Annotated in this window: 21 protein-coding genes and 2 pseudogenes; 12 read left to right on the top strand and 11 right to left on the bottom strand. The window is 33.1% G+C overall.

Annotated elements, in window-relative coordinates:
• Positions 1–40 precede the first annotated feature (40 nt).
• A complete protein-coding gene (thiI, locus tag BEN26_RS05020) occupies positions 41–1,267 on the bottom strand; it encodes a tRNA uracil 4-sulfurtransferase ThiI (protein WP_068723501.1) in 1,227 nt (408 codons plus the stop codon).
• A gap of 182 nt (positions 1,268–1,449) precedes the next feature.
• Here thiI and selD point away from each other — a divergent pair, with 182 nt between their 5' ends.
• The 4 genes from selD to BEN26_RS13930 all read left to right on the top strand — a co-directional run bounded on the left by selD (position 1,450) and on the right by BEN26_RS13930 (position 3,835).
• Positions 1,450–2,496, top strand: a complete 1,047-nt coding sequence (gene selD, locus BEN26_RS05015; protein WP_084818707.1) for a selenide, water dikinase SelD — start codon at positions 1,450–1,452, stop codon at positions 2,494–2,496.
• A 257-nt stretch (positions 2,497–2,753) separates the two neighbouring features.
• Positions 2,754–3,119 (top strand): hypothetical protein, encoded by a 366-nt coding sequence (locus BEN26_RS13940; RefSeq protein ID WP_069797655.1) that lies wholly within the window; start codon positions 2,754–2,756, stop codon positions 3,117–3,119.
• Positions 3,047–3,301: a transposase gene (locus tag BEN26_RS14260; RefSeq protein WP_201024203.1), complete on the top strand. Its 255-nt coding sequence runs from the start codon at positions 3,047–3,049 to the stop codon at positions 3,299–3,301. The genes BEN26_RS13940 and BEN26_RS14260 overlap by 73 nt, the downstream gene beginning before the upstream one ends.
• 69 nt (positions 3,302–3,370) lie before the next feature.
• A complete protein-coding gene (locus BEN26_RS13930) occupies positions 3,371–3,835 on the top strand; it encodes a transposase (RefSeq protein ID WP_220126411.1) in 465 nt (154 codons plus the stop codon).
• A gap of 297 nt (positions 3,836–4,132) precedes the next feature.
• Here BEN26_RS13930 and BEN26_RS05005 read toward each other — a convergent pair whose 3' ends face one another.
• A complete protein-coding gene (locus BEN26_RS05005) occupies positions 4,133–5,383 on the bottom strand; it encodes a helix-turn-helix domain-containing protein (protein ID WP_068723494.1) in 1,251 nt (416 codons plus the stop codon).
• Between the two features lie 449 nt (positions 5,384–5,832).
• Here BEN26_RS05005 and BEN26_RS05000 point away from each other — a divergent pair, with 449 nt between their 5' ends.
• A complete protein-coding gene (locus tag BEN26_RS05000; protein WP_069797657.1) occupies positions 5,833–8,211 on the top strand; it encodes a ThiF family adenylyltransferase in 2,379 nt (792 codons plus the stop codon).
• A 3-nt stretch (positions 8,212–8,214) separates the two neighbouring features.
• Positions 8,215–9,441 (top strand): MFS transporter, encoded by a 1,227-nt coding sequence (locus BEN26_RS04995; RefSeq protein WP_069797659.1) that lies wholly within the window; start codon positions 8,215–8,217, stop codon positions 9,439–9,441.
• A 336-nt stretch (positions 9,442–9,777) separates the two neighbouring features.
• Here the strand turns inward: BEN26_RS04995 and BEN26_RS04990 are convergent.
• Positions 9,778–10,047 (bottom strand): annotated as a pseudogene (locus BEN26_RS04990) (ISLre2 family transposase); the annotation flags it as partial.
• Between the two features lie 279 nt (positions 10,048–10,326).
• Between BEN26_RS04990 and BEN26_RS14335 the strand changes: the two are divergent.
• Both BEN26_RS14335 and selA read left to right on the top strand, forming a co-directional pair.
• Positions 10,327–11,053, top strand: a pseudogene (locus BEN26_RS14335) (ISAzo13-like element transposase-related protein); the annotation flags it as partial.
• Between the two features lie 99 nt (positions 11,054–11,152).
• Positions 11,153–12,556 carry an L-seryl-tRNA(Sec) selenium transferase gene (gene selA / locus BEN26_RS04975; RefSeq protein ID WP_069797665.1) on the top strand — a complete coding sequence of 468 codons (1,404 nt, stop codon included), beginning with the start codon at positions 11,153–11,155 and terminating at the stop codon, positions 12,554–12,556.
• 64 nt (positions 12,557–12,620) lie between these two features.
• Here the strand turns inward: selA and BEN26_RS04970 are convergent, their stop codons facing one another.
• From BEN26_RS04970 to BEN26_RS04945, 6 genes are all read right to left on the bottom strand, one after another.
• On the bottom strand, positions 12,621–13,421 hold the full coding sequence (locus tag BEN26_RS04970) for an aminotransferase class IV (protein WP_069797667.1): 801 nt from the start codon (positions 13,419–13,421) through the stop codon (positions 12,621–12,623).
• Positions 13,422–13,443: 22 nt separating this feature from the next.
• Positions 13,444–14,835, bottom strand: coding sequence for an aminodeoxychorismate synthase component I (pabB, locus tag BEN26_RS04965; protein WP_069797669.1), 1,392 nt, complete (start codon positions 14,833–14,835; stop codon positions 13,444–13,446).
• On the bottom strand, positions 14,816–15,415 hold the full coding sequence (locus BEN26_RS04960; protein ID WP_069797671.1) for an anthranilate synthase component II: 600 nt from the start codon (positions 15,413–15,415) through the stop codon (positions 14,816–14,818). Before BEN26_RS04960 ends, pabB begins: the two co-directional genes overlap by 20 nt.
• A gap of 145 nt (positions 15,416–15,560) precedes the next feature.
• A complete protein-coding gene (locus BEN26_RS04955) occupies positions 15,561–15,986 on the bottom strand; it encodes a hypothetical protein (RefSeq protein ID WP_069797673.1) in 426 nt (141 codons plus the stop codon).
• 23 nt (positions 15,987–16,009) lie between these two features.
• Positions 16,010–17,653, bottom strand: a complete 1,644-nt coding sequence (locus BEN26_RS04950; protein WP_069797675.1) for a carbon starvation CstA family protein — start codon at positions 17,651–17,653, stop codon at positions 16,010–16,012.
• A gap of 16 nt (positions 17,654–17,669) precedes the next feature.
• A complete protein-coding gene (locus BEN26_RS04945) occupies positions 17,670–18,224 on the bottom strand; it encodes a DUF8052 family protein (RefSeq protein WP_483887674.1) in 555 nt (184 codons plus the stop codon).
• A gap of 200 nt (positions 18,225–18,424) precedes the next feature.
• Here BEN26_RS04945 and BEN26_RS04940 point away from each other — a divergent pair, with 200 nt between their 5' ends.
• The 4 genes from BEN26_RS04940 to BEN26_RS04930 all read left to right on the top strand — a co-directional run bounded on the left by BEN26_RS04940 (position 18,425) and on the right by BEN26_RS04930 (position 20,922).
• A complete protein-coding gene (locus BEN26_RS04940) occupies positions 18,425–19,375 on the top strand; it encodes a cation diffusion facilitator family transporter (protein WP_069797679.1) in 951 nt (316 codons plus the stop codon).
• Complete coding sequence (locus BEN26_RS04935) at positions 19,368–19,721, top strand: ArsR/SmtB family transcription factor (protein WP_181482201.1); 354 nt, start codon at positions 19,368–19,370, stop codon at positions 19,719–19,721. The genes BEN26_RS04940 and BEN26_RS04935 overlap by 8 nt, the downstream gene beginning before the upstream one ends.
• Before the next feature lie 63 nt (positions 19,722–19,784).
• On the top strand, positions 19,785–19,901 hold the full coding sequence (locus BEN26_RS13925) for a hypothetical protein (protein WP_220126410.1): 117 nt from the start codon (positions 19,785–19,787) through the stop codon (positions 19,899–19,901).
• 169 nt (positions 19,902–20,070) lie between these two features.
• On the top strand, positions 20,071–20,922 hold the full coding sequence (locus BEN26_RS04930) for a hypothetical protein (protein ID WP_069797681.1): 852 nt from the start codon (positions 20,071–20,073) through the stop codon (positions 20,920–20,922).
• Positions 20,923–21,019: 97 nt separating this feature from the next.
• Here the strand turns inward: BEN26_RS04930 and BEN26_RS04925 are convergent, their stop codons facing one another.
• On the bottom strand, positions 21,020–21,412 hold the full coding sequence (locus BEN26_RS04925) for a DUF302 domain-containing protein (protein ID WP_069797683.1): 393 nt from the start codon (positions 21,410–21,412) through the stop codon (positions 21,020–21,022).
• A gap of 81 nt (positions 21,413–21,493) precedes the next feature.
• Positions 21,494–21,730, bottom strand: a complete 237-nt coding sequence (locus BEN26_RS04920) for a YdbC family protein (protein ID WP_181482200.1) — start codon at positions 21,728–21,730, stop codon at positions 21,494–21,496.
• Positions 21,731–21,798: the final 68 nt, after the last annotated feature.

Genomic DNA, 21,798 nt, shown 5'->3' with positions numbered 1-21,798 from the left:
TTGATCTTTCTTCGATTCACTTTATTCATTACCACTTCGTTTACTTAGTAAAAACTTTAATATCCGTAAAAAGAAGATCTTTTGCTTTGATCTTTGAATGGGGTGTGACCGTTATAACACGAGTATTAGCAAGAGCATCCTCTACCAGTTGGTCGATATCCATATAACTTTCTGCCTTCTCTGCTATTTTTATGGATGGCTTGGTAGCAGGATTTCTTGGAACAAATAAAGAGCAACAATCCTCAAAAGGCCGTATCGAAGCTTCATATGTTCCTATTTTTTGAGCAACTTCAATAATATCCAATTTGTCCATCGTAATTAGCGGCCTAATAATAGGGGTATGTACAACTTGATTGATCGCATACATACTTTCTAATGTTTGACTTGCCACTTGTCCTAAGCTTTCACCTGTAATAAGAGATAAAGCCCCTCTTCTTTCTGCAAGTCTTTCCGCTATACGGAAGAAAAACCTACGCATCATGGTGATATTATGACTTTCTGGAGCATATGTTTTGATTTCCTTTTGAATTTCCAAAAAAGGAACCATATGAACTTTAAATTGCCCTGAAAAATATGAAAGGGCTTGCGCTAAATCAATCACCTTTTGAATCGACTCTTCAGTAGTTAAAGGATATGTATGAAAATGAATGCCTTCAACCAATAATCCTCTTTTCATCGCATACCAAGAAGAAACAGGACTATCGATTCCACCTGAAAGTAAAGCAATCCCTTTCCCACTAGTTCCAGCTGGCATCCCACCAATTCCCTTAATGACTTCTGAGTAGATAAAAACACCTTCTTCTCTAATTTCAACCATAACAGTTGTATCAGGATGGTGAACATCCACCTTTAATCCTTGAATATTTCTTAAGAGATGTCCCCCTACTTCATTCGTAACTTCAGGAGAATTGAGTGGAAATAATTTGTATGGTCTTTTCGTTTCCACTTTAAACGTTTTTGGAATCGGTTTTAGTTGTTCTATCACTTCTAAAGCTGTGGTTTTAATCTGTTCTAATTCCAACCCAGTTTTTTTTACAGGGCTAAATGAAATAAGTCCAAACACTTTTTTTAGACGTTCAATTACGATTTCATAAGGTGAACCATTTAGTTCTACATAGATACGACCAAACGTTTTAGTTACTTTTGCCTGGGGTAAATCTTTAAGTACATTTCGGATATTTTGTACCAATCTATCTTCAAATCGATAACGATTCTTCCCTTTTAAAGCAATTTCTCCATAACGAACTAGAATATAGTCATAATGCATTGAAAACACCCTTCTTTTCCATACTAATGTTGTTGCCTATTAAAATATACCAAAGATTAGTAGTAGATAAAACTCCAAAAGAAAACTTATTTTCAAATAAAACAGGATTTTCTTCCAAAAATTTATTATAATATAAAATAGTTTGTACAAAAGGAGGGGTTTCAATAATGGATTTGCTGAATATGAACGAAAAAATTCGTTTAACACAAACCACTAATAAATCTGGATGAGGTTGCAAAATTGGTCCTGAGGACCTAGCGCAAGTTTTGCGTTATTTACCAAAGCAAGAATTTAATGAAAATGTATTAATTGGCTTAGAAACCCCTGATGATGCTGGTGTTTACAAACTTTCCGATGATTTAGCTTTAATCCAAACGGTGGATTTTTTCACACCAATTGTTGATGATCCATATATGTACGGGCAAATTGCCGCTGCCAACGCATTAAGTGATGTCTATGCAATGGGTGGGATACCATTGACAGTAATGAACATTGTTGGTTATCCTATTCACAAGCTAGGACCTGAAATGTTAGCAGAAATTCTTAAAGGAAGTGCAGATAAGATTAAAGAAGCTGGTGCTATTTTAATCGGCGGCCATTCTACAGATAATGTTGAACCGCTCATTGGTTTATCGGTAACAGGTACAGCTCACCCAAATGAGATATGGACAAACCATGGAGCAAAACCTGGGGACCAATTAATCCTAACCAAACCAATTGGTGTTGGTATCCAAACAAAGGCAATAAAAGATGGCGTCCTTGATCAAAAACGGATCGAGCGAGTGACTGAAGTGATGACCTTTTTAAACAAATATGCTGCTGAAGCAATGAAAGGCTATCCTATTTCTGCTGTAACAGATGTGACAGGATTTGGTTTATTAGGTCATTCTCTTGAAATGGTACAGAACACAAACGTGGGGCTTGTAATCGATTCAGCAAAAGTTGAAATTCTTGATGGTACCAAAGAGCTGGCAATCAATAAACACGTTCCAGCAGGTAGCAGGGATAACCTGAAATGGGTTTCCCAACATGTTATATTTGAGGATCACTTAGACGAATATGATCAACTATTACTTGCCGATGCCGTTACTTCCGGCGGATTACTTGTTGCTGTAGAAGGAAAGGCTGCAGAAGACTTGCTTCAAAAAATGCACGGCCTTGGTGTGAAAGATGCACAGATAATCGGAGAAGTTACGGATAAACACCCTGGAAAAATTCATGTGGTATAAATATCATCATCAGGAAGCACCCACGTTCATATGGTAACAAAGCTTCACGTAAAAGGTAGTGGGTGATTGTATTGTAGTTAGTATCAAAAAAGGAGTAATCTATAGCCTTACAGATTGCTCCTTTTTTCTGAAATTTCCCTATTCGTCTTTTGGATACAATTTGTTAAAAGGTTCCCATTTTCCTTCTATATACACCTCTAAAATATTCCCTCCGCCAGCGAGAAATTCTATGGTTTCTTTATTTAAATGAAGCCAAGATGTATGTGAATATTCAATCCTTTATCGAGGAAATGAATCTGGCCTATGAGACCAACTTTAAAGTAACCAAGGAAACCTTATTAGATGATCTAAGAGTCATACTTATCCACTTAGAAGAAAAACGAAAGCAAGAACAAATCGAGTTCGTTCATGGAATTGGAAAACGGAAGACCAAACTGCAGAAGTTGACAGAAGAATTGCAGACTTACTATGAACGTCAGGAGAGATACAATACCCACAACCAATTATTTGAAGGAAGAAACAGCTACTCCAAGACAGATACAGATGCGACATTCATGCATATGAAAGACGACCATATGCGCAATGCTCAATTAAAACCTGCTTACAACGTTCAGATTGGGTAGAGAGTGAGTATGTAACAGGAGTTGGGATATTTCAAGATCGAAATGATACCACAACCCTTATTCCTTTTTTAGACGAAATGGAATCCCATCTAAAAATGTGGTATCAGAACATCATTGCAGACTCTGGATATAAAAGCGAAGAAAATTATCTTTATCTGGAAGGAAAAGAGCAGACTTATTAAATAAAGCCTCAAACCTATGAACAATGGAAAAAGAAAAGTTTTAAAAATAACATTAGTAAACGAGAAAATATGTTTTACAATGAACAGACAGATGAATATACCTGTCACAATAGAAAACAGCTTAAGCCCATTGGAATCACCCATAGAACATCAGCAACAGGTTACCGATCCGAATTAACCGTTTATGAATGCGAAGATTGTAGTGGATGCCAATTCAAAACGAAATGTACAAAGGCAAAAGGGAACAGAAAGATGCAAGTATCTAAAACGTTTATTGAAAAACGTCAGGTATTATATGAGAATATTACATCCGAGGAAGGGACGTTGTTAAGAGTCAATCGTTCCATTCAGGTAGAAGGAGCTTTCGGCGTCCTAAAAAACGACTACGATTTTAATCGATTCTTAACACGTGGCAAAAACAGCGTCAAAAATGAGTTTATTCTCTTATGCTTTGGTTATAACGTGAATAAACTTCATGCAAAAATTCAGAAAGACCGTGTTGGAAAGTCGCTTCATGATCTAAAAATAGCATAATATATTATCGAAAAAAGCCTTGAGTTGAAGGCTTATTTATCCATGTCTAAAATCAGCCATGCCACGGAGGGAGTTTCTCCAAAGATGGGCTGATTTTTTATTTTCAACATAAAAAGAGAGCGCCGCTAACTACCTAAGGTAGTTTTGCGACACCCCCTTCTAGTATGTAATTATTTGTCTATTTGAACACTTGTAGCTTTAGGGGGCTCTTCAGCAAAAATAGTGACTTGTACCAGAGAAGTTATAGCTAGGATGCTGAATATTAAAGAAAATACCAGCTTCTTCATTATTATCACCTCACATTTGAATATTTTTTCTGGCATCATTAGCCAAACAGCAATAATCTTGACTCTTTTTATAGGATTGTTGATTGGCATAATAATTAGATAATTTTTCTGCAGCTTCACTTAATTCTTTCCAATTTTGTTTTTCTTGAAGGTAACGGATCGCTATTTCTTCGATATATTTACGCGATTGCTCTTGATCAATGTTATATTCTAATTGTAGAAGATATAATTTTATTTGATTAGTGATAATGTTATATTTTTCAGTAATTTTAAGTCCCTTTTTAATCCATCTTGTTGCATCTTCAATATTCTTGACGGCATAATAACTTTCAGCCAAGTAATAAATTGTATTGGTTATCCGTTCATGACATCCTTTTTTTAGATTTAAACTCTTGTGATAATAATCAATAGCTAAATCGTGTTGATCTACCTTAGAGTACATATACCCCAGATTGTGGTATATATTGCTTATCAGATATGGGTCATTGTGTTTTTCAGTGATTTTTAAAGATTTTTCCAAATGATGTTTTGCTTTATCATACTCTTTAATACGCATGTAATTAATGGCTAAAATAGATTGGGTTTCGACACTGCGTAGGTAATCCATATTTTGATTGGATAGATCTAAAGCAGTATTTGCATAATGTATGGCTAAGGTAACATGATTTAGCCTAGTGTGAACGAGGGATATTAAGTAAGTCAATTCGGGTTCATCAATATGAATTTGATAGCCGATTTTTTCTGCTTTTGAGTAATAATCTAATGATTCTGAAAAATTGTTATGTAAATATTGATAAAGTCCATAAAAGTAATAGAAATAGTACTTTTGTTTATCGGGAAGATGTTTCTCTAATGCTTTGAATTCTTGAATGATCTTCTTGCTTTCATCGAAATTATATAATAATAGATGGTGTCTTAATGAAAATAATCGAAATCGGATGAATACAGTTGTATCTTCAATTCTACTTATGTCATTACTAATAGACTTTTCCATTTTGATAGCATTATCTTTATCTCTACTTTTTACTACTTCATACCACTCATCCAGTTTTCTATTTATTTCTTTAATCCTCTGTGTATCTTCTTCCAATGAGGGAATCTCTAGTCTTTTAAACAGAAGATTGACGACATCTCGATGTGGTTTAGCCGTGTTATTTTCGATCTTGCTTAAATAAGATTTAGAAATAATTCCGTCAGCTAATTGTTCTTGAGTAATTCCTTTCTGTATTCTATGGTATCTTATTTTATCACCTGTCTTCAAAAATACCACCCCCTTGAAGTTGGGAAACTTAACTTAAAAAAGTTATTTTAATTAAGGAATATTATACCATGTTTCCGAATTGATGGTAAATATACTATCTATTAAAATTTAATTTAGAATTAGCATTTTATACAAAACATCTTTCAATAATGTAATAGGGGGTGATTATAATGAAATTGAAAAGAGTTGTATCAAAGTCTGATCACATTTGCGTAGCTTTTTGTTAATACACGCTCCTAAGATTTAGGGAGGAAATGAAGATATAGCCAAATATATCCTCCCTAAATCACCTAAACAATATAAATTAAAGCAATGATTCTTATATAATATAGATTTGGGTGAAATAATCAAGAGATCAAATTAACTTATAGGAAGAAATCAAATTCAACTAACTGTAAGTAGACGTAAATAATCAAAAATATATTTGTTATGATGAGAGGAGTGAAAAAATGCGCTTAAAAAACCATCTTAATTTTAGAGGAAATAAAAAAAATAACGAGATTACTTTTCATATGTATGGTAGCTTAAATAAGGATATGATTATTGAAGTAGATGACTTTGATAAATGGTGGGAATATTTAGAGTTGATTAGTAAACAATATTATGAAGAGGATGTTAAGACTTGGATAAATAAATATCATGTTAATAATTTTGAATTAGAAGAGACAAATAAATTTTTATTAGATAACGGATTGGTATATATAGATGACAAATTAGAAGATTTTTCAAATTTGAGAACTGCAAATTTTCTAAATAATTTTCTAAATAATAGTGATAAAGATGAAATTATCCAAGAAATGTCTAGTAAGAGAGTTTTAATTATTGGTCTAGGTACTGTTGGAACCTCCTTAGTAAGGGTATTGTTACAATTAGGAATAGTAAAATTTGATTTGATTGAAGGCGACATTGTTGAAGAGAAAAATATAATACATCAACATTTTTACACTGTTGAAGATATAGGTAAAAGTAAAATAAACGTTATAGAAAGAAAGATTAATGAGGTAAAGAAAAATATAAAATTAAATTTATACAATGAATATTTTGAAAGTGAAAAACAGTTTGATAATATTGATGATGTAAATTCTATTGATGCTGTTTTTATATGTTTTGATAGTCATGATACGAGTGTTTTACAAACTATTTTTGATTATTTTAACAGAAGAAAAATTCCTGTTTTTATTTCAGGTTATATATTTGGTATGGTAAGAGCTCTTGAAGTGAATCAAGATTTTTTAGATGAAAACCGTGAAGCTGAAAATAATATCCACAAATGGATTAATGAAAATTCAGGACTAGGATTGCTTGGTGATTTATCTGCAATATTACTTTCTAGATTGTGGTTACAAAAGCTATTTTCATTATTAGATTTTGATTTGAAAGAGTTAAGTTATAACTATTTAACTCCTTCAATGGAAAATGATAATTCGTTTAAAATTAAAGAACTTCAAACTGATTTTGATGAGTCTGAAAAGACTTTGAACATGCTAAAAAATGATGATGAAAGAAATTATTTTTATAATCAAATACTTTTTTCTAATGCACTTCTATTGTACAAAAAGTTCTATATTAATAGTGATTCTAATATATATGATGAAATTATACGGCTAAATACTAAATTCGAATTAGATTTAATTGACGAAGAGGATAAAGATCTTAATGAGTATGAGAAAATATTGTCTGAGAAATACATAGATTGTAAGGATACTAGGTATTCCATGAATGAATTTTCCATAAAAATGTTAGAAGCAAAAGATATTGATAATGATTGCATCAAAAAATATCAAGAAAATCAGTCAGAATTAATTGATTTATCAATAAACGCTTTGAAAAAGAAAAAAGAAATGTATTTTGATGAATTAATCAAAGAATGGGATGAAAAAAGAGACATTAAAATAGTATTAACTGGTATAGCTCAAGAAATGAACAATTTACTTTATAAAGATGATAATGAAGTTGATTATGAAAAATATAAACCTTATTCAGATAAATTTTTAGATGTTAATGAAGCTTTAATGCTAATTTCTGAAATTGACAGGTTTAATTTCATTTCAGATTTTAGAGGGTTTATTAATTATGTAACTACTCACAATATGATTACTATAACAGAAAATCGTGTTAATCCTTTATGTATTTGGAACCCGAGGTATGGATTATCTGAAATAATTGTAACATACGAAGGAAGTGGTAAGGATATAATGGATCTAACTCATGAAATTGGGCATGCATATTATAATTCTTTTTTAAATAGAGGTAATAATGCAAAGTATATAAATTCTATAGTATCTGAATCATTAGCAATACTTACTGAATTTAAACTTATGTTTATTTTGATGGAACAATCTAATTTAAATAAATCGTTTTTGAATATGATGATTTATAATCTTCAAGGTACAATGGTCGGTGTTTTTTCTTTAGATCTTTATGAAGAAGAAATTTTGAAATTGGAAGATATTAATATTGAGAATGTATTAGAAGTACGAAATAATTTAATTAAAGAACTTTTTGGTGAAAGAGTAGTTAAAAATGATGAATATAGCCAACTAAATATCACACTGAGTAAAGATGTTTTATTTGGAAAACGCGACATTTATTTATATCCACATGCAAAACTTATAGGTTTTAAGTTTGCAAAATTATTATATAAAGCTCCTGCATTTGAATTAAATCTAACTAATTATTTGAAGCAAAATGATCCAAGTCAAATAACAATTGAAAATATTTTGAAATCAGTTTTTCAAATTGAAGTAAATAAAGAATTTTATAAAGAGATAGGTAACGAAATGATTTTATTTTTATCAGACATAATAAGAAAGGTTGAAAGGGATTGAAGAATGAAAAATAAATCTTTTACAAATTTACTTTTAGGGATTGGTGTAACAAATTTCGGCGATAGTTTGTTTATGATTGCTATCCCGATCATTATCTATGCCCAAACAAAAAATAATCTTCTATTATCTATCAGCGCCTTAACATCAGTTATTCCAATCATTCTTGGCTTTCTTCTTGGGCCTTTATTTAATAAAATGGTCTCAAAAAAGAGTCTCATCTTTCTTCAAATCATCCAGATGTGCTCGGTGTGTTTAGTTTTTTTTGTGATATTTATTGGCATCAATCATTACAATTTTGTTTTCATTGTTATCGGAGAATTCATCTTCAGTCTTAGTAATTACGGTTCTTATATATTAACGCAGGTCATTGTACCTAAGGTGGTAGAAGAAAAAGAACTGGCAAAGGCAAATAGTTTATTAACGGCAAGCCGAAATATTATCAATGGAACAGCAGATGTGATAAGCGGTATCTTAGTTACGGTCATAAGTTATTTTAGTATTTTTATATTTGATCTCATTACATATTTCATAACGATATTATTTTTTGCCGGAGTCGAAGTTTCAAACGATAAAGGAAAGAATACAGATCAAGTTCGATTGAGAGAGTCGATAAAAAATTACCGTACCCAAATAAGAGAAGGTATCAGCGAAGTTTTTAGTAATAAATTTGTCGTCGGAATTCTAATTATTGCGGTGGTTTTACAATTCCACACTAAAATAAGCTTAATTACAGTCGTAGGGTATTTTGCGGACGGCGGAAAATCTTATTTATACGGAATTTATTTTGCAGTGCTTTTAATAGGGTTCAGCTTAGGAAGCTTAAGCTCAGCAAAGATTAAAGATAAAATCGAATTTTCTAAATTGACCGTAGGATCATATGCTTTTGCAGGCATCGCTTGGCTTTTATTGGTTTTCTTATTTAAAGAGATCGGTGTATTAATCGCAACCTTTATTATGACGTATATTTCGGGCATATTTGAAATCTTAGTCGTTACAAAATTTCAGGAAATATATAAAGATAAGCTTGGAAATATATTCACCATCTTTATGGCAATCGCCGCTGTTGCTCAGATAGCCGGCTTATTAATCGCCCCATTCATGATTAAACTATTCGGAAATGCGAATATTATTTTGTATTTAGGTATGCTTAATTTTATAGCGATAGCTTTGTATGCTTTAAATAGCTATGCTGTCAGGAAACATAAAGAAAAAGAGCTGGATACTATTTAACACTGATTCATATAAACAATTCATACCATAATATCAAGAAGCTCGACTCCATATATGATACCATTGTATAATATATAGAGAGAAGTGATAAGCTTGTCGAAGTGCGAAAAGTTATTAAATAAAATAACTTCCCTGTCAAAGGACGTAAGGTTTGCGTTTGTGTCAAGTTTTTCTCGATCAACCTTTAACACTAGCAGTTACAGCATTCTATTATTGTACACTTTCCATAGCTACCACGCTATCGCTTGGTGGTCTGGGTTAATTAGTTAGGTCTAAGGAACCTAACTAATTAACCCAGGTATTTCGAATACTTTTCATAAGATTTCCTATTGCCGTTTAGTGAGCAGTATACAGGCTGATTGAGCCTTGCTTTACTCCAATCGATGGATGAGTGCTCTCTCGTAGAATTTGTGCTAATCTTACGGTTTTCTTCACGTCACGTTGTTTTCTTTCACTTCTTCGTTGATGTGCGAGATAAGTACTTCTTAATGTTTTATTTAAGATTCCTTGTTTCACTTTTATCATCGCTTCTGCACCTTCTAAACTCCAATGCATTCCTCGCTTTTTCATCCGGTAGGATACATGACGTTGGTTGGATTCCATTGCCTGAATATTGATGGGCGGTAAATACCTGAACTTCTTTCCAAAAATCTGCAGTTAAAGGACTATATCGCTGGTATTTCCGAATTCCTATCCACTCATCAAAAGGGTAGTGAGAGTCTTTTTGTATTCTTTATTAACTGATATAATCTTGATATAATATTATCCATGAGAAGGCCTCTTTCTAAAATGTATTAGCGTGCAAGCATACATTTATGATAGAACGCCTTCTCTTTTTTGGCTAATATTTCCTATTAAAATCCTCGAGAATTATTTCACACATAGTTACAAGATGCCGCCAATAAATTAACGGGCTCCGAAAAACGAGTATTCCTGGCCAAGACTGCCGAAGCGGTGGGCAAAGGCGTCAATCACTTGTTGCCAAGGAATTTAAAGTCAGCCGGGATACGATTAGAAAAGGGTATGAGGAAATGAAAACCGGCATACCGATTGAAGATGCCTTTCATTTAAGGGGCAGAAAAAAGGCCGAAGAAAAATTAATCAACCTCTTAAAGGAGATCAAAGACATCGTAGACAGCCAAAGCCAGACAGACCCGAATTTTAAATCAACCTGACTCTTTACTAGACTTACTGTTGAAGAAATAAGAAATCAGCTGATTAAAAAAGGCTATACAGATGAAGAATTATCAACCAATCAACTTTAAATACCAAAACAAACCAACTCGGCTATAAGCTTGAAAAGGTAAAGAAAACGAAGCCGGTAAAGAGAATAAAAGAAACGGATGCCATCTTTGAAAACCTCAAGAAGGTGCATGATGAATATCGTGATAAAGATAACGTTTTACGACTGTCCGTTGATACGAATGACAGGGTGAAAATCGGTCCCTTTTCTAGGGGCGGAAAAAGCAGGACAAATACACAAGCAGTTGACCATGATTTTGGGAATGAATTTATTACACCATTTGGGATTTTAGATGTAAGCAATAATCAGCTTCATCTAGAATTCACCAAATCAAAAATGACAGCGGATTTTATGGTGGATGCCATTGAAGCCTAATTGAACGTGGGTTTTCTTTGATTCGTTTTAAAATAAAAGTATGTTATGATAAGATAATTCTAGCAATTATCATGATGAAGGAGCTCGTTTTTTATGTTAACCGAAAAACAAAAAGAAGCTTTAAGAGCATTACCCGCCGTTTCAACAATCCTTCAACTTCCAGAAGTGAAGAAGCTGATAGAAAGTTCTACGTTAAATTTGGTCTCGGATATTATTTCAAAAACGATTGAAATTGAAAGAGAAAAGATCTTACAATCGGATACTCCTACTGTACTTTCGCTATCTACTATTTTAGAAAAAATAAGACATCAATATAAACGGTTAACGACTCCCCATTTAAGATCTGTCGTAAATGGTACAGGAGTAATCTTACATACGAATTTAGGACGAGCAAAATTATCCAATGAGTCAATTTTTGCTGCACAACTAGCAGCTACAGATTACACCAATTTAGAATATACCCTATCAACTGGAAAACGGGGTTCTCGTTACGATCATGTAGAAGATTTACTGGTTCAACTTACAGGTGCTGAGGCCGCACTCGTAGTGAACAATAATGCCTCTGCTGTGATTTTAATTTTAAAAGAGATGGCACAAGGAAAAGAAGTCATTGTATCCAGAGGACAACTTGTTGAGATAGGCGGTTCTTTTCGCGTATCTGAAATCATGGCTCAAAGTGGTGCCCATCTAGTGGAAGTGGGAACAACAAACAAAACCCATCGGTATGACTATGAGCGAGCGATTACCGATCAAACCGGTTTATTAATGAAAGTACATACGAGTAACTTTAAAATTATTGGTTTTACGAAAGAAGTCTGCTTGAAGACACTTGTTGAAATTGGCAAAGAACATCAGATCCCTGTGTATGAAGATTTAGGTAGCGGAGTTCTCTATGATTTCAAAAAACATGGAATTGGCAATGAACCTACGGTACAAGAGACTGTTAAAGCAGGAGCTGATCTTGTTTCTTTTAGTGGCGATAAATTACTTGGAGGCCCTCAAGCCGGTATCATCGTCGGTAAGAAAAAGTGGATTGATCGTTTAAAGAAAAATCAACTTACCCGTTCTCTTCGAGTCGATAAAATGACGTTAGCTGCTTTGGAAGCAACCTTAAGACACTATTTGCTTGAAGAAGCTCAAGATAAGATACCTACTCTAAAAATGATTCTGATGAAGGAAAAGATAATTAAAGAAAAAAGTGAAAAACTCTATAGTATGTTAAAACCAGTGGTAGCTGAGCAATTTGAAATGAAGATCATCAATGGATTTTCTGAAATCGGTGGAGGATCAATGCCTGATGTTCAGCTACCAACCAAATTGATTAGTATCAAACCAAAGCATATTCCCGTTCATAGATTCGAAGAGGCTTTACGAATCACATCCCCACACATTATTGGCAGAATCTCATATGAACAATTTTTCTTAGATGTGAGAACCATTGAACCAAAGGAATTTGATTTAATTGTAGAAAAAATACAATGGATTGCAAAAAAATAGAGAGGCGCCTGTTTCGCCTCTCTATTGTATAATTCAGCTTTTCATAATTTTTTCCCTTCAATACTTACATTTCTTTATTAATTTCGTTCAATAATATTGGCGTAATTACATACGTACTATTATTTAATTTTTTGTTTTCAATTTGGGATATGGGCATAATCCCTAACAATGAACTAGTTAAGAAAGCTTCATCACATGATTCAAGAAAATGATTAGGAATCGTATCAATGATTACATTAAATCCTAGTTTTTTAGCAATATTTATTATTTTATTCCGTGTCACGCCTTCTAATAAACCACAAGAGGTTTTTGGCGTATAGATGTTGCCATTACAAACTAAAAAAAGATTACTTCTTGTTCCTTCAGTAATAGCCCCTATTTCGTTAAGAAAAATAACTTCATCATAACCTTTACGTTGAGCTTTTTCCAATTCTAATTTATTCAAAAGATAATTTGTTGTCTTGTGGTAAAGTAATGGGTTAGAACGATGTCTTATAACATTTGACCGACTAATCTTAAAACCTCTCTCATAATCTTCTTTTTGATATGGAAAATGATTCGCAGAAATGATTATATCAGCTGGTTCGTTTTTAGTGGATTGAATAACAGTAATACGTAAAGCAACTTTCTTTTCATCAATATGCTTGATAAAATATTCCACTTGTGAAATTAATTCTTGTTTTGAAATTTCAATATAAAGATTAAAAAACTTTAAAGAAAAAAATAAGCGATCGATATGAGAATTTAAATCGATTGCCTTTTTATGATAAACGGTTAATGTTTCAAAAATACCTGTTCCTAAAATAACATTACTTGAAAAAAGGGAACAATTATTATTCATCATTTGACCATTATATAGAATCATACCTTCTCCCCCTTTTCATCTTCTACGATTTAAGAACCTCAAAGAGAGCCTTTCCCTTTGCTAGACTCTCATCATATTCCTTTACAGGATCAGAATCCCACACAATTCCACCACCTACTTGAAAATGTGCAGTCCCATCTTTAATCACAATGGTTCGAATCGCTATATTTAGATCGGTATTTCCTCTAAAATCGATATATCCAATCGATCCAGTGTAAACATTTCTTTTTGTAGGCTCTAACTCATCAATAATCTCCATCGCTCGAATTTTTGGTGCCCCAGTAATCGATCCTCCCGGAAAGGTAGCTTGAATTAGATCAACAACATCGTACCCATCATCTAAAACAGCTCTGATCGTTGAAACTAAGTGGTAAACGGTTGTATATTCTTCAACTTTAAATAAATCTACGACTTCAACTGTCCCTGTTTTCGCAACTTTACCAAGATCATTTCGTTCTAAATCTACAATCATCAAAAGTTCTGCCTTATCTTTTTCACTATTTTCTAATATACTTTTGTTTTTTGCATCTTCTGCTGGTGTTGATCCTCTTGAAATCGTTCCTTTTATAGGTCTTGTTTCAATTACACGATCTACTAGCTTGATAAATCTCTCAGGTGAACTCGAAAGAATATAGCTGTCCCCTATATCAAGATAAGCAGCAAATGGTGCAGGATTTTTTTTCCTTAGTTGAAGATAGAGTTTAAAAGGAGTTTCTTTAATTGTTGCGGAAAAGCGTTGTGTATAGTTAGCTTGATATATATCTCCATTCTTAATATACTCTTTAATTTTTGCTATACTTTCAAAATATTCTTGTTTACTCATGTTCCCTTTAAATGCGCTACGATCTTTGTTTCTATCGGGATAAGGTGGAGTTTCATGATAAAGATGCAAGTTCATTGACTTTTTTGTTTGTTTTATTTTCCTCTCCCACCATAAAATCCGTTCATTTTCATTTTCTCTAACACCACTATCAACAATAAATACCTTCTCATTGTAATGATCAAAGATAACTCCACCATCATAGAGTCCAAAAAACATATCTGGTATTTGAATATCATCAAGTGTGTTCGTTGGAAGCTTTTCAATAAAATGAGCAAGGTCATAAGCAAGATAGCCAACTAATCCTCCAACAAATGGAAATTCTGTATTATTTTTAACTTTATATTTAATAAGCAAGTCCTTTAATATTTTAAAAGGATTACCTATTATTCTATCATGTCCAGTTGGAAGATTAAGATCAGTTTGATTACCTATCGTTTTTAAATAGCCAAAAGGATTCGCCACAATGATAGAATAACGTCCTAATTCCGCAAAATTTTGATTACTATCAAGAAACATAGGATATTTTTCATTAGCTATTGCTTCAAATAAATCCAAGCTTTTAATAGATATACTACATGGTTTGATAATCATTCTTTTTCGCCTCTCTAGTATGATACAAAAAATTTCTAAGTATATCTATGCCATGTTCCGTCAGAATGGCTTCAGGATGAAATTGTATCCCTTCGATTAACTTATATTTATGTCGTATACCCATAATTTCTCCTTCAGCAGTAGTTGAAGTAATGATGAAGTCTTCAGGTAGTGATTTTTTATCCACAATTAATGAGTGATACCGTGTGACATTCAGAGGATTTTTGAGCCCTTTAAATACACCTTTACCATCATGAGTAATCGGATGAACTTTTCCATGTACTGGGGCTAAGGCATGAACAATCTTTGCACCAAATGCTTGAGCAATAATTTGATGACCTAAACAAATTCCCAAAATAGGAAATTCATCGGATAATTGCTCCACTACCGAAACAGAAATCCCTGCTTCGTTTGGCGTACATGGCCCTGGTGAAATCACTATCATTTCTGGATTCATCGTTCTAATTTGGTCAATGGTTAATGCATCATTACGATGAACTTCTACCGACTCTCCTAGCATTTTTAAGTACTGAACTAAATTAAAGGTAAAAGAATCATAATTATCAATCATTAATATCATTAGCACAACTCCCAGAGATTTAATAACGATTTAATTATATTTCCATTCCACAATGAAAACAAGAAAATGGCTTTGTTATCGTTTCTTGTTGAATCTCATGTAATAGTTAAAAAAATGCCGGGCGCACAACGAAAAAGAGACATTATTACAAATGCCTCTTCTCCAAATGTTTTCCACTTATCGATCTTTTTATCAGCTCAAATGTCTCAGTAGAAATCTTCCCTTTCCCGGAAGCAAGCAATTGACCATTTAAAATCACGGCTGGCACCCTAAGTGTAAAAATTGTTTTGATCGCTTGCCAGGGAGAAAGTTTATATCTAACGACATCTTTGATGATGCGAGGAAAAAGATATCCTTTATTTCTCGGATCAACTATATCTAAGGATAGATTTTCCCCAAATTCTTTACTTAATTGCTGATACAATTCTCCAGTATTGTGTATAACGGCTCTTTCCTTAAGATAAAGATCCATCTTACCTATCTGTTGAAGAAACTCTCCATCAAACGGCACACAACATGCGGCAACAAGTTCGTCCTGCTCCCTAACAATGATCACACTTGGTTTTACCATGAGTCCCTCCTAAATCATATATCCTAAACACTGAATTCTTTATGTTCCTCATGTGCTTTCTTTAATGTTTTTATGGCAAAAATAATCAAAACGATAGCCAAAATAAACAAAGCTACTCCAAATCCACCTAATACATAATTAGATAATTTTGCATCTGCTAAGGTTAAATTCTTATAGGACAATTGTGCCAAGGCGGTTAATGTTACAGAAAACATAAAAATCATTGGATATAAAGTAAATTTATTATTTTTACCGATCTTGGCTAACCAAACAGATACGGTGAGTAGTGCAACTGCTGCCAACAGCTGATTAGCAGAACCGAAGATTGGCCAGATCGCTTGCCAGTTGCTTAAAGCAAGTAGTCCCGAAGCTACTACCGTTACGATAGTGGCTACATAAGGATTCGTCCCTAAGTTTTTGGCTACACTTCCATTGGCGGAATCCCTTTCAAAAAACTCTTGGAAGATATATCTGCCAAGTCTTGTAGCTGTATCCAATGTGGTTAATGCAAAAGCAGAAACTACAAGAGAGGTAAAGGTGGTTCCTACACTATGGGGAATGCTTATTTTCTCTAAAAAGCTTCCAACACCAGTTGAGAATAATGCAACAGGGCCCCCATTACCAATGGCTGCAGCATAATCACCTTTTGTTAACATTGCAGCCGTAATTAAAGCTACTGTTGCCAATGTACCCTCAATTAACATTCCACCATAACCAATAATTCTAGCATCTGTTTCTTTATCAATTTGTTTTGCCGTCGTACCTGAAGCGACCAAAGAGTGAAAACCAGAAATTGCTCCACAGGCAATGGTTACGAATAAGACAGGGAACATATAACCCAAATTAGTTTTAAATCCCCCAAAGCCAGTTAATTGAATCGTTGGATTGTAAAAAAATAATCCAATAATTGCTCCTGCCATCATTCCATATAACAAAAATGAATTTAAATAGTCCCTAGGTTGGAGTAAAATCCAAACAGGTGCAATCGAAGCAACAATAACATAGATCATTAAGATGGTAATCCATTGATTAAAAGATAATACCAAGGGGAATTTTATTCCAAACCAGATCGATAAAAGTAATAAAGCCACGCCAACAATCGTTCCAATAATCACTGGGAAATTATTTCGATAAACTGTAAAACCATAAACAATCGCTATGACAATAAATAGCATAGAAGCAGTTCCAGCTTCAGGTACCGCAACAAAAGTATTTGCAACAATGTTAGCAAAAACAGCGATTATTAAGACTAAAGTTAACCAAGCAAATATATTAAATAAAGTCTTTCCTGATTTTCCCATCGTATGATCAATAATGATCCCAATCGATTTCCCTTTATGGCGAATCGAAGCAACGATAGAAGAAAAGTCATGAACGGCACCTATAAAAATAGAACCCAAAACAATCCAAAGAAATGCAGGAATCCAACCAAAGACTGCTGCCGTTACAGGACCAATAATCGGTGCCGCACCTGCGATAGAAGCAAAGTGATGACCCAATAATACAGGTGCTTTGGCAGGTACATAGTCAACCCCATCTTTCATGGTATGGGCTGGCGTTTTCCTTGAGTCATCTAAATCTAAATGTTTTACTAAAAATCCGCCATACACTTTATAAGCAATAACAAAAGCAATAATTGCAATACCAAGTAAAACTAAAGCACTCACTTTAAATCCCTCCCCTTTATTTTTTTATTAACCAAGCCATCTTTTTCTTTGGCCTATCCATGACTGGAAGATAAAATTGCTGTACCTCCTTTCCTTTTTTATTACTTATCACTCTGTTTGAGTGAAGATCAACAGCCAAACATCTTACATCTGCCCATCCTTTTAAAGAAAGATTAAAAGACTTGCGATATTTGAACTGTTTAATCATTTCTTGTAATTCTTTAGGGAAATGTTTAGTAACGATTACTCCTGTAATCATACTAGACATATGCTCAGAATGCGGCTTTACAAAATAATCAACCGCTTGAGTTAAAAACAGCTGAAATTGTTTGATTTGATCTTCTGTAATCACATCAACTTGCTGGATAAGACAGTATTCAAAATTCTCTGCCCGCCAAAGTTTTAGGTTCTTTGAACCAAAGTAGCTTTCGTTATGTATCTCTGATTTTGCGAAAATTTGAATAGATTGTCCCAATATTTGTACATCCTTAGTAACATCAAAATTCCTATTTAACCTTAAGGCTATTTTCTGAAAATATTCATGGTATTCCACTCTGTCCCGACCACCCATCAAAGAATACAAGCGTTCTATTTATAATTTATATGAGTTAAAAAGATATTAAATTCTTTAATTCTTCAACGTTTTAAAAAATCCTGCTGTAGTTTATCCAATTTTTAAAAAATTAAAATAAATATCATTTGTTGCATTTTCTTCCTCAAGAGAATAAAATTATAATATTCAAATGAATTTTTGAATAGGAGGAAAGATATATGACTCATTCAAATCAACATCACAATAATTATGATCACCATGTTCATCATAACCATCATGGACACATGCATTCTCATACTTCTAATAAGAAATTATTGATGATTGCCTTTTTCATCATCACAGGATTTATGATTGTTGAAATTATTGGCGGTTTTCTTACAAACTCCCTTGCCCTTCTTTCAGATGCCGGGCATATGTTGAGTGATTCAGTTGCATTATTTTTAAGCCTTTTGGCCTTTTGGTTCTCAGAGAAACCAACAAATGCCATGAACAGTTATGGCTATAAACGGGCAGAAATCATTGTAGCGTTAATTAACGGGATCGCACTTGGTGTGATTTCAATATATATCTTCTATGAAGGTATTCAACGCCTTTTTCAACCAGCTAAAGTACAAAGTATGGGCATGTTATGGATCGCAGTTCTTGGTCTTCTTGTCAATGTAGTGACTGCATGGATTTTAATGAAGGGTGAAAAAGACAATTTAAACCTAAGAAGTGCTTTTCTTCATGTATTAGGAGATTTAATGGGTTCTGTCGGTGCTATAGTTGCTGCATTGTTGCTATGGGGTTTTGGTTGGCAGATAGCAGACCCAATTGCAAGCATCCTCGTTGCTATTTTAGTTTTAGTCAGTGGATGGCGAGTAACAAAATCCTCTATTCATATTCTAATGGAGGGAGTACCTACAAATATTCAGCTAGATAAAATTCGATCCACTATTTTAGAAGTACCAGAAGTCGAATCGATTCACGACTTACATGTATGGTCTATCACCTCAGGATTTCCTTCATTAAGCTGCCATATTGTATTAAATAATAATATAACCGAGTTTAGCTTCGAAAATATATTACTCAAGCTTAAACATAACCTGAAAAAGGATTTCGGAATCGAACATAGTACTATTCAAATCGAAACAATAGAACTATGTGAGAGTGGTGAAAGCTGTGACTAATCCACATATATGTAGTAAAACCGATCAAAAGGAGAAAATGGTTATTCAAAACCAGCTTTCACAAATTTCTGCTGAAATTATTGCAAATTGGTTTAAAGCTTTTTCAGATATAAACAGAGTGAAAATTGGATTTCTTCTTCTTCGACAAGAAGAATTATGTGTGCATGATATTTCCCAACTTTTAAACCTTTCAATTGCAAACACAAGTCATCATCTTCGCTTAATGAAAACTTTAGGAATTACTTCAACCAAAAAACAAGGAACTACCGTTTTATACTCATTAAAAGATGAACACGTAAAAGAGATTTTAAACTTAAGTTTCATGCACCTATTAGAAGAAAATTAAGAAACAAATGATATTTAAAAATAGAGTTACACAAACTACTGGAGAAAAGCTCATAAAGATGAAATGTCAGAAAAAGAAATCGCACAAATCGAAGATAAAAACCAAGATCGAATTGAGGCAATTGACGGATTTAGAGGTGAAATCCAAGATGAAGTCCATAATCAACAAGATAACGTTTAAAAATAATTACTGATACCTTCCATTAAAATAGCAAGCCTTCGCTTGCTATTTTTTGCGTATTTCAATGAAAATGATGTTAATGAAATTCTACAAAATTTTTAATTCTTTTGTAACTTTTTGCTCTCATTTTCGTCTTATTAATAGATTGATAAAAACAAGGAGGAAAAACATGAAAACAAGATTACATTGGATGGTTATCCTTCTAATCTCTCTAACTCTCATTTTTTCTACTGTCTCTTGTTCAAAAAAAAATGAGCAGACAACGCCTAACGAAGAGCTAAAAACAGGTACTGAAGAACCAAACCAACAAACAGAAACTTTTCAAGACCAGGGAATTTACACTGGACAAATTGACAATAATTCTGTGGAAATAAGAACTAAAAATGAGATCATGGCACTTCAATTGACAGATGAGGTTAGACAAGTGATTGAAACTTTAGTGGAGAATGATGAAGTCACTTTTGAGTATGAGAAAAATAAAGTTGGACAATTGATTCTAACGAAATTAGAAAAAATAAATTCTAACAAAACAAGTCAAGGAAAACTTCCTAAGGAAAAAGACATAGAAATCTTTGTTGAAGGAACTAAAGAATTAAGAAAAGCATATCTAAATGAAAGTACTTTAGGGTACTCTATTTATGTCCAACCTCAATTTACTTTTAGCGGGGAAGAGCCTGGCAAAGATATTTTATTCTGGAATAATGATGGCAATTATTACATCCGTATCGAAAAGCTTCCTGATGATGTAAATATAGAGGATATGAGAAAAAATGCAGCATTAGAATTACAAACCATCGGTAAAGTATATGAAAGAAATGTTGAGGAGATTTTTGATCCATTCTTTAGAACGGCTAAATTCTTCTTAACTTCTTCTACGTCTCAACTAACACAAAATATTATGCTGATTGAAATAGATGGAACATTATTTAAATTTAAATTTAATTTCCCAAATGGTGAAGCTGCGGAAGGAGTTACGCCTAGTTTATGGGCAATGTTAAAAACGATTGATGTAAATCAATGATCTATCATAAGATTCAAAATGAGAGGTTGTTAAATGCCTCTCATTTTGAATGGGCTATTTCTTTGATTTCAAGCTGTCGACTATCCTAACTCTGATTTTATTTTGCTGCTTCATCCATTACATTGATCATCAAGCTTTCTACATGGTCAGCAGTTTTGTTCCATTCTTCTTTTTCATATTGATTTAATAAGAATGTAGGTCTAGGCATTCTAATATTAACGATTCCGTCTTCTTCAGTAACTGTAATTTTACATGGTAAGAAGATAGAAACTTCATTTCCTAAACTAAGAATTTCATATGCTTCTCCTGCATTGCAAACTTCCAAAACACTTACCTTTTTCTTAAAGTCATATCCTTTATTTAGAATATTGTTATGGATGTCAATGCGAGCAACAATTTTGAACGCAATCTTCTTGAGTTCAGCATCGATTGCTTCAATTGTTTGTTCAAATCCTTTATTCGATGGTACAACATATTCAAAATGTTTCATTTTCTTTCTCCCCCTATTTTTTAAAATGATCCTTCCTTTTCCATCTTTCATTTTACTTTTTTCATTAGTATTAGACAAGAATTATTCTAATTTATTCTTTGAATAGTGTTTCTCTAGAATCTTTCTAAGCTGAACTAACTCTTCTTTTGTTAGTGTAATTCCTTTTCCCATTTTCTCATGATTAGGATCCCAATCGCGTAGGTCATATTTTGGTTCACGGCCGTTCCAGCTAATTAGGTTTAGCTCTTTCTTCCATCCTTTTGCACTTTCCGAAATAACCCCCACAGTTTCTTTAATTTCAAATTTGATCTTTGCCATTATCTTTTCTCCCCTTCTAAAAATTTTCCTTTGCTCTATTATTTTAAGTAATCTTATTATATCGAACA

Source organism: Tepidibacillus sp. HK-1, assembly GCF_001748485.2.
GTDB classification, from domain to species: Bacteria; Bacillota; Bacilli; order Tepidibacillales; family Tepidibacillaceae; genus Tepidibacillus_B; species Tepidibacillus_B infernus.
The sequence above is the reverse complement of the archived record's forward strand: the minus strand, read 5'-3'. Positions and strand labels throughout refer to the sequence as shown.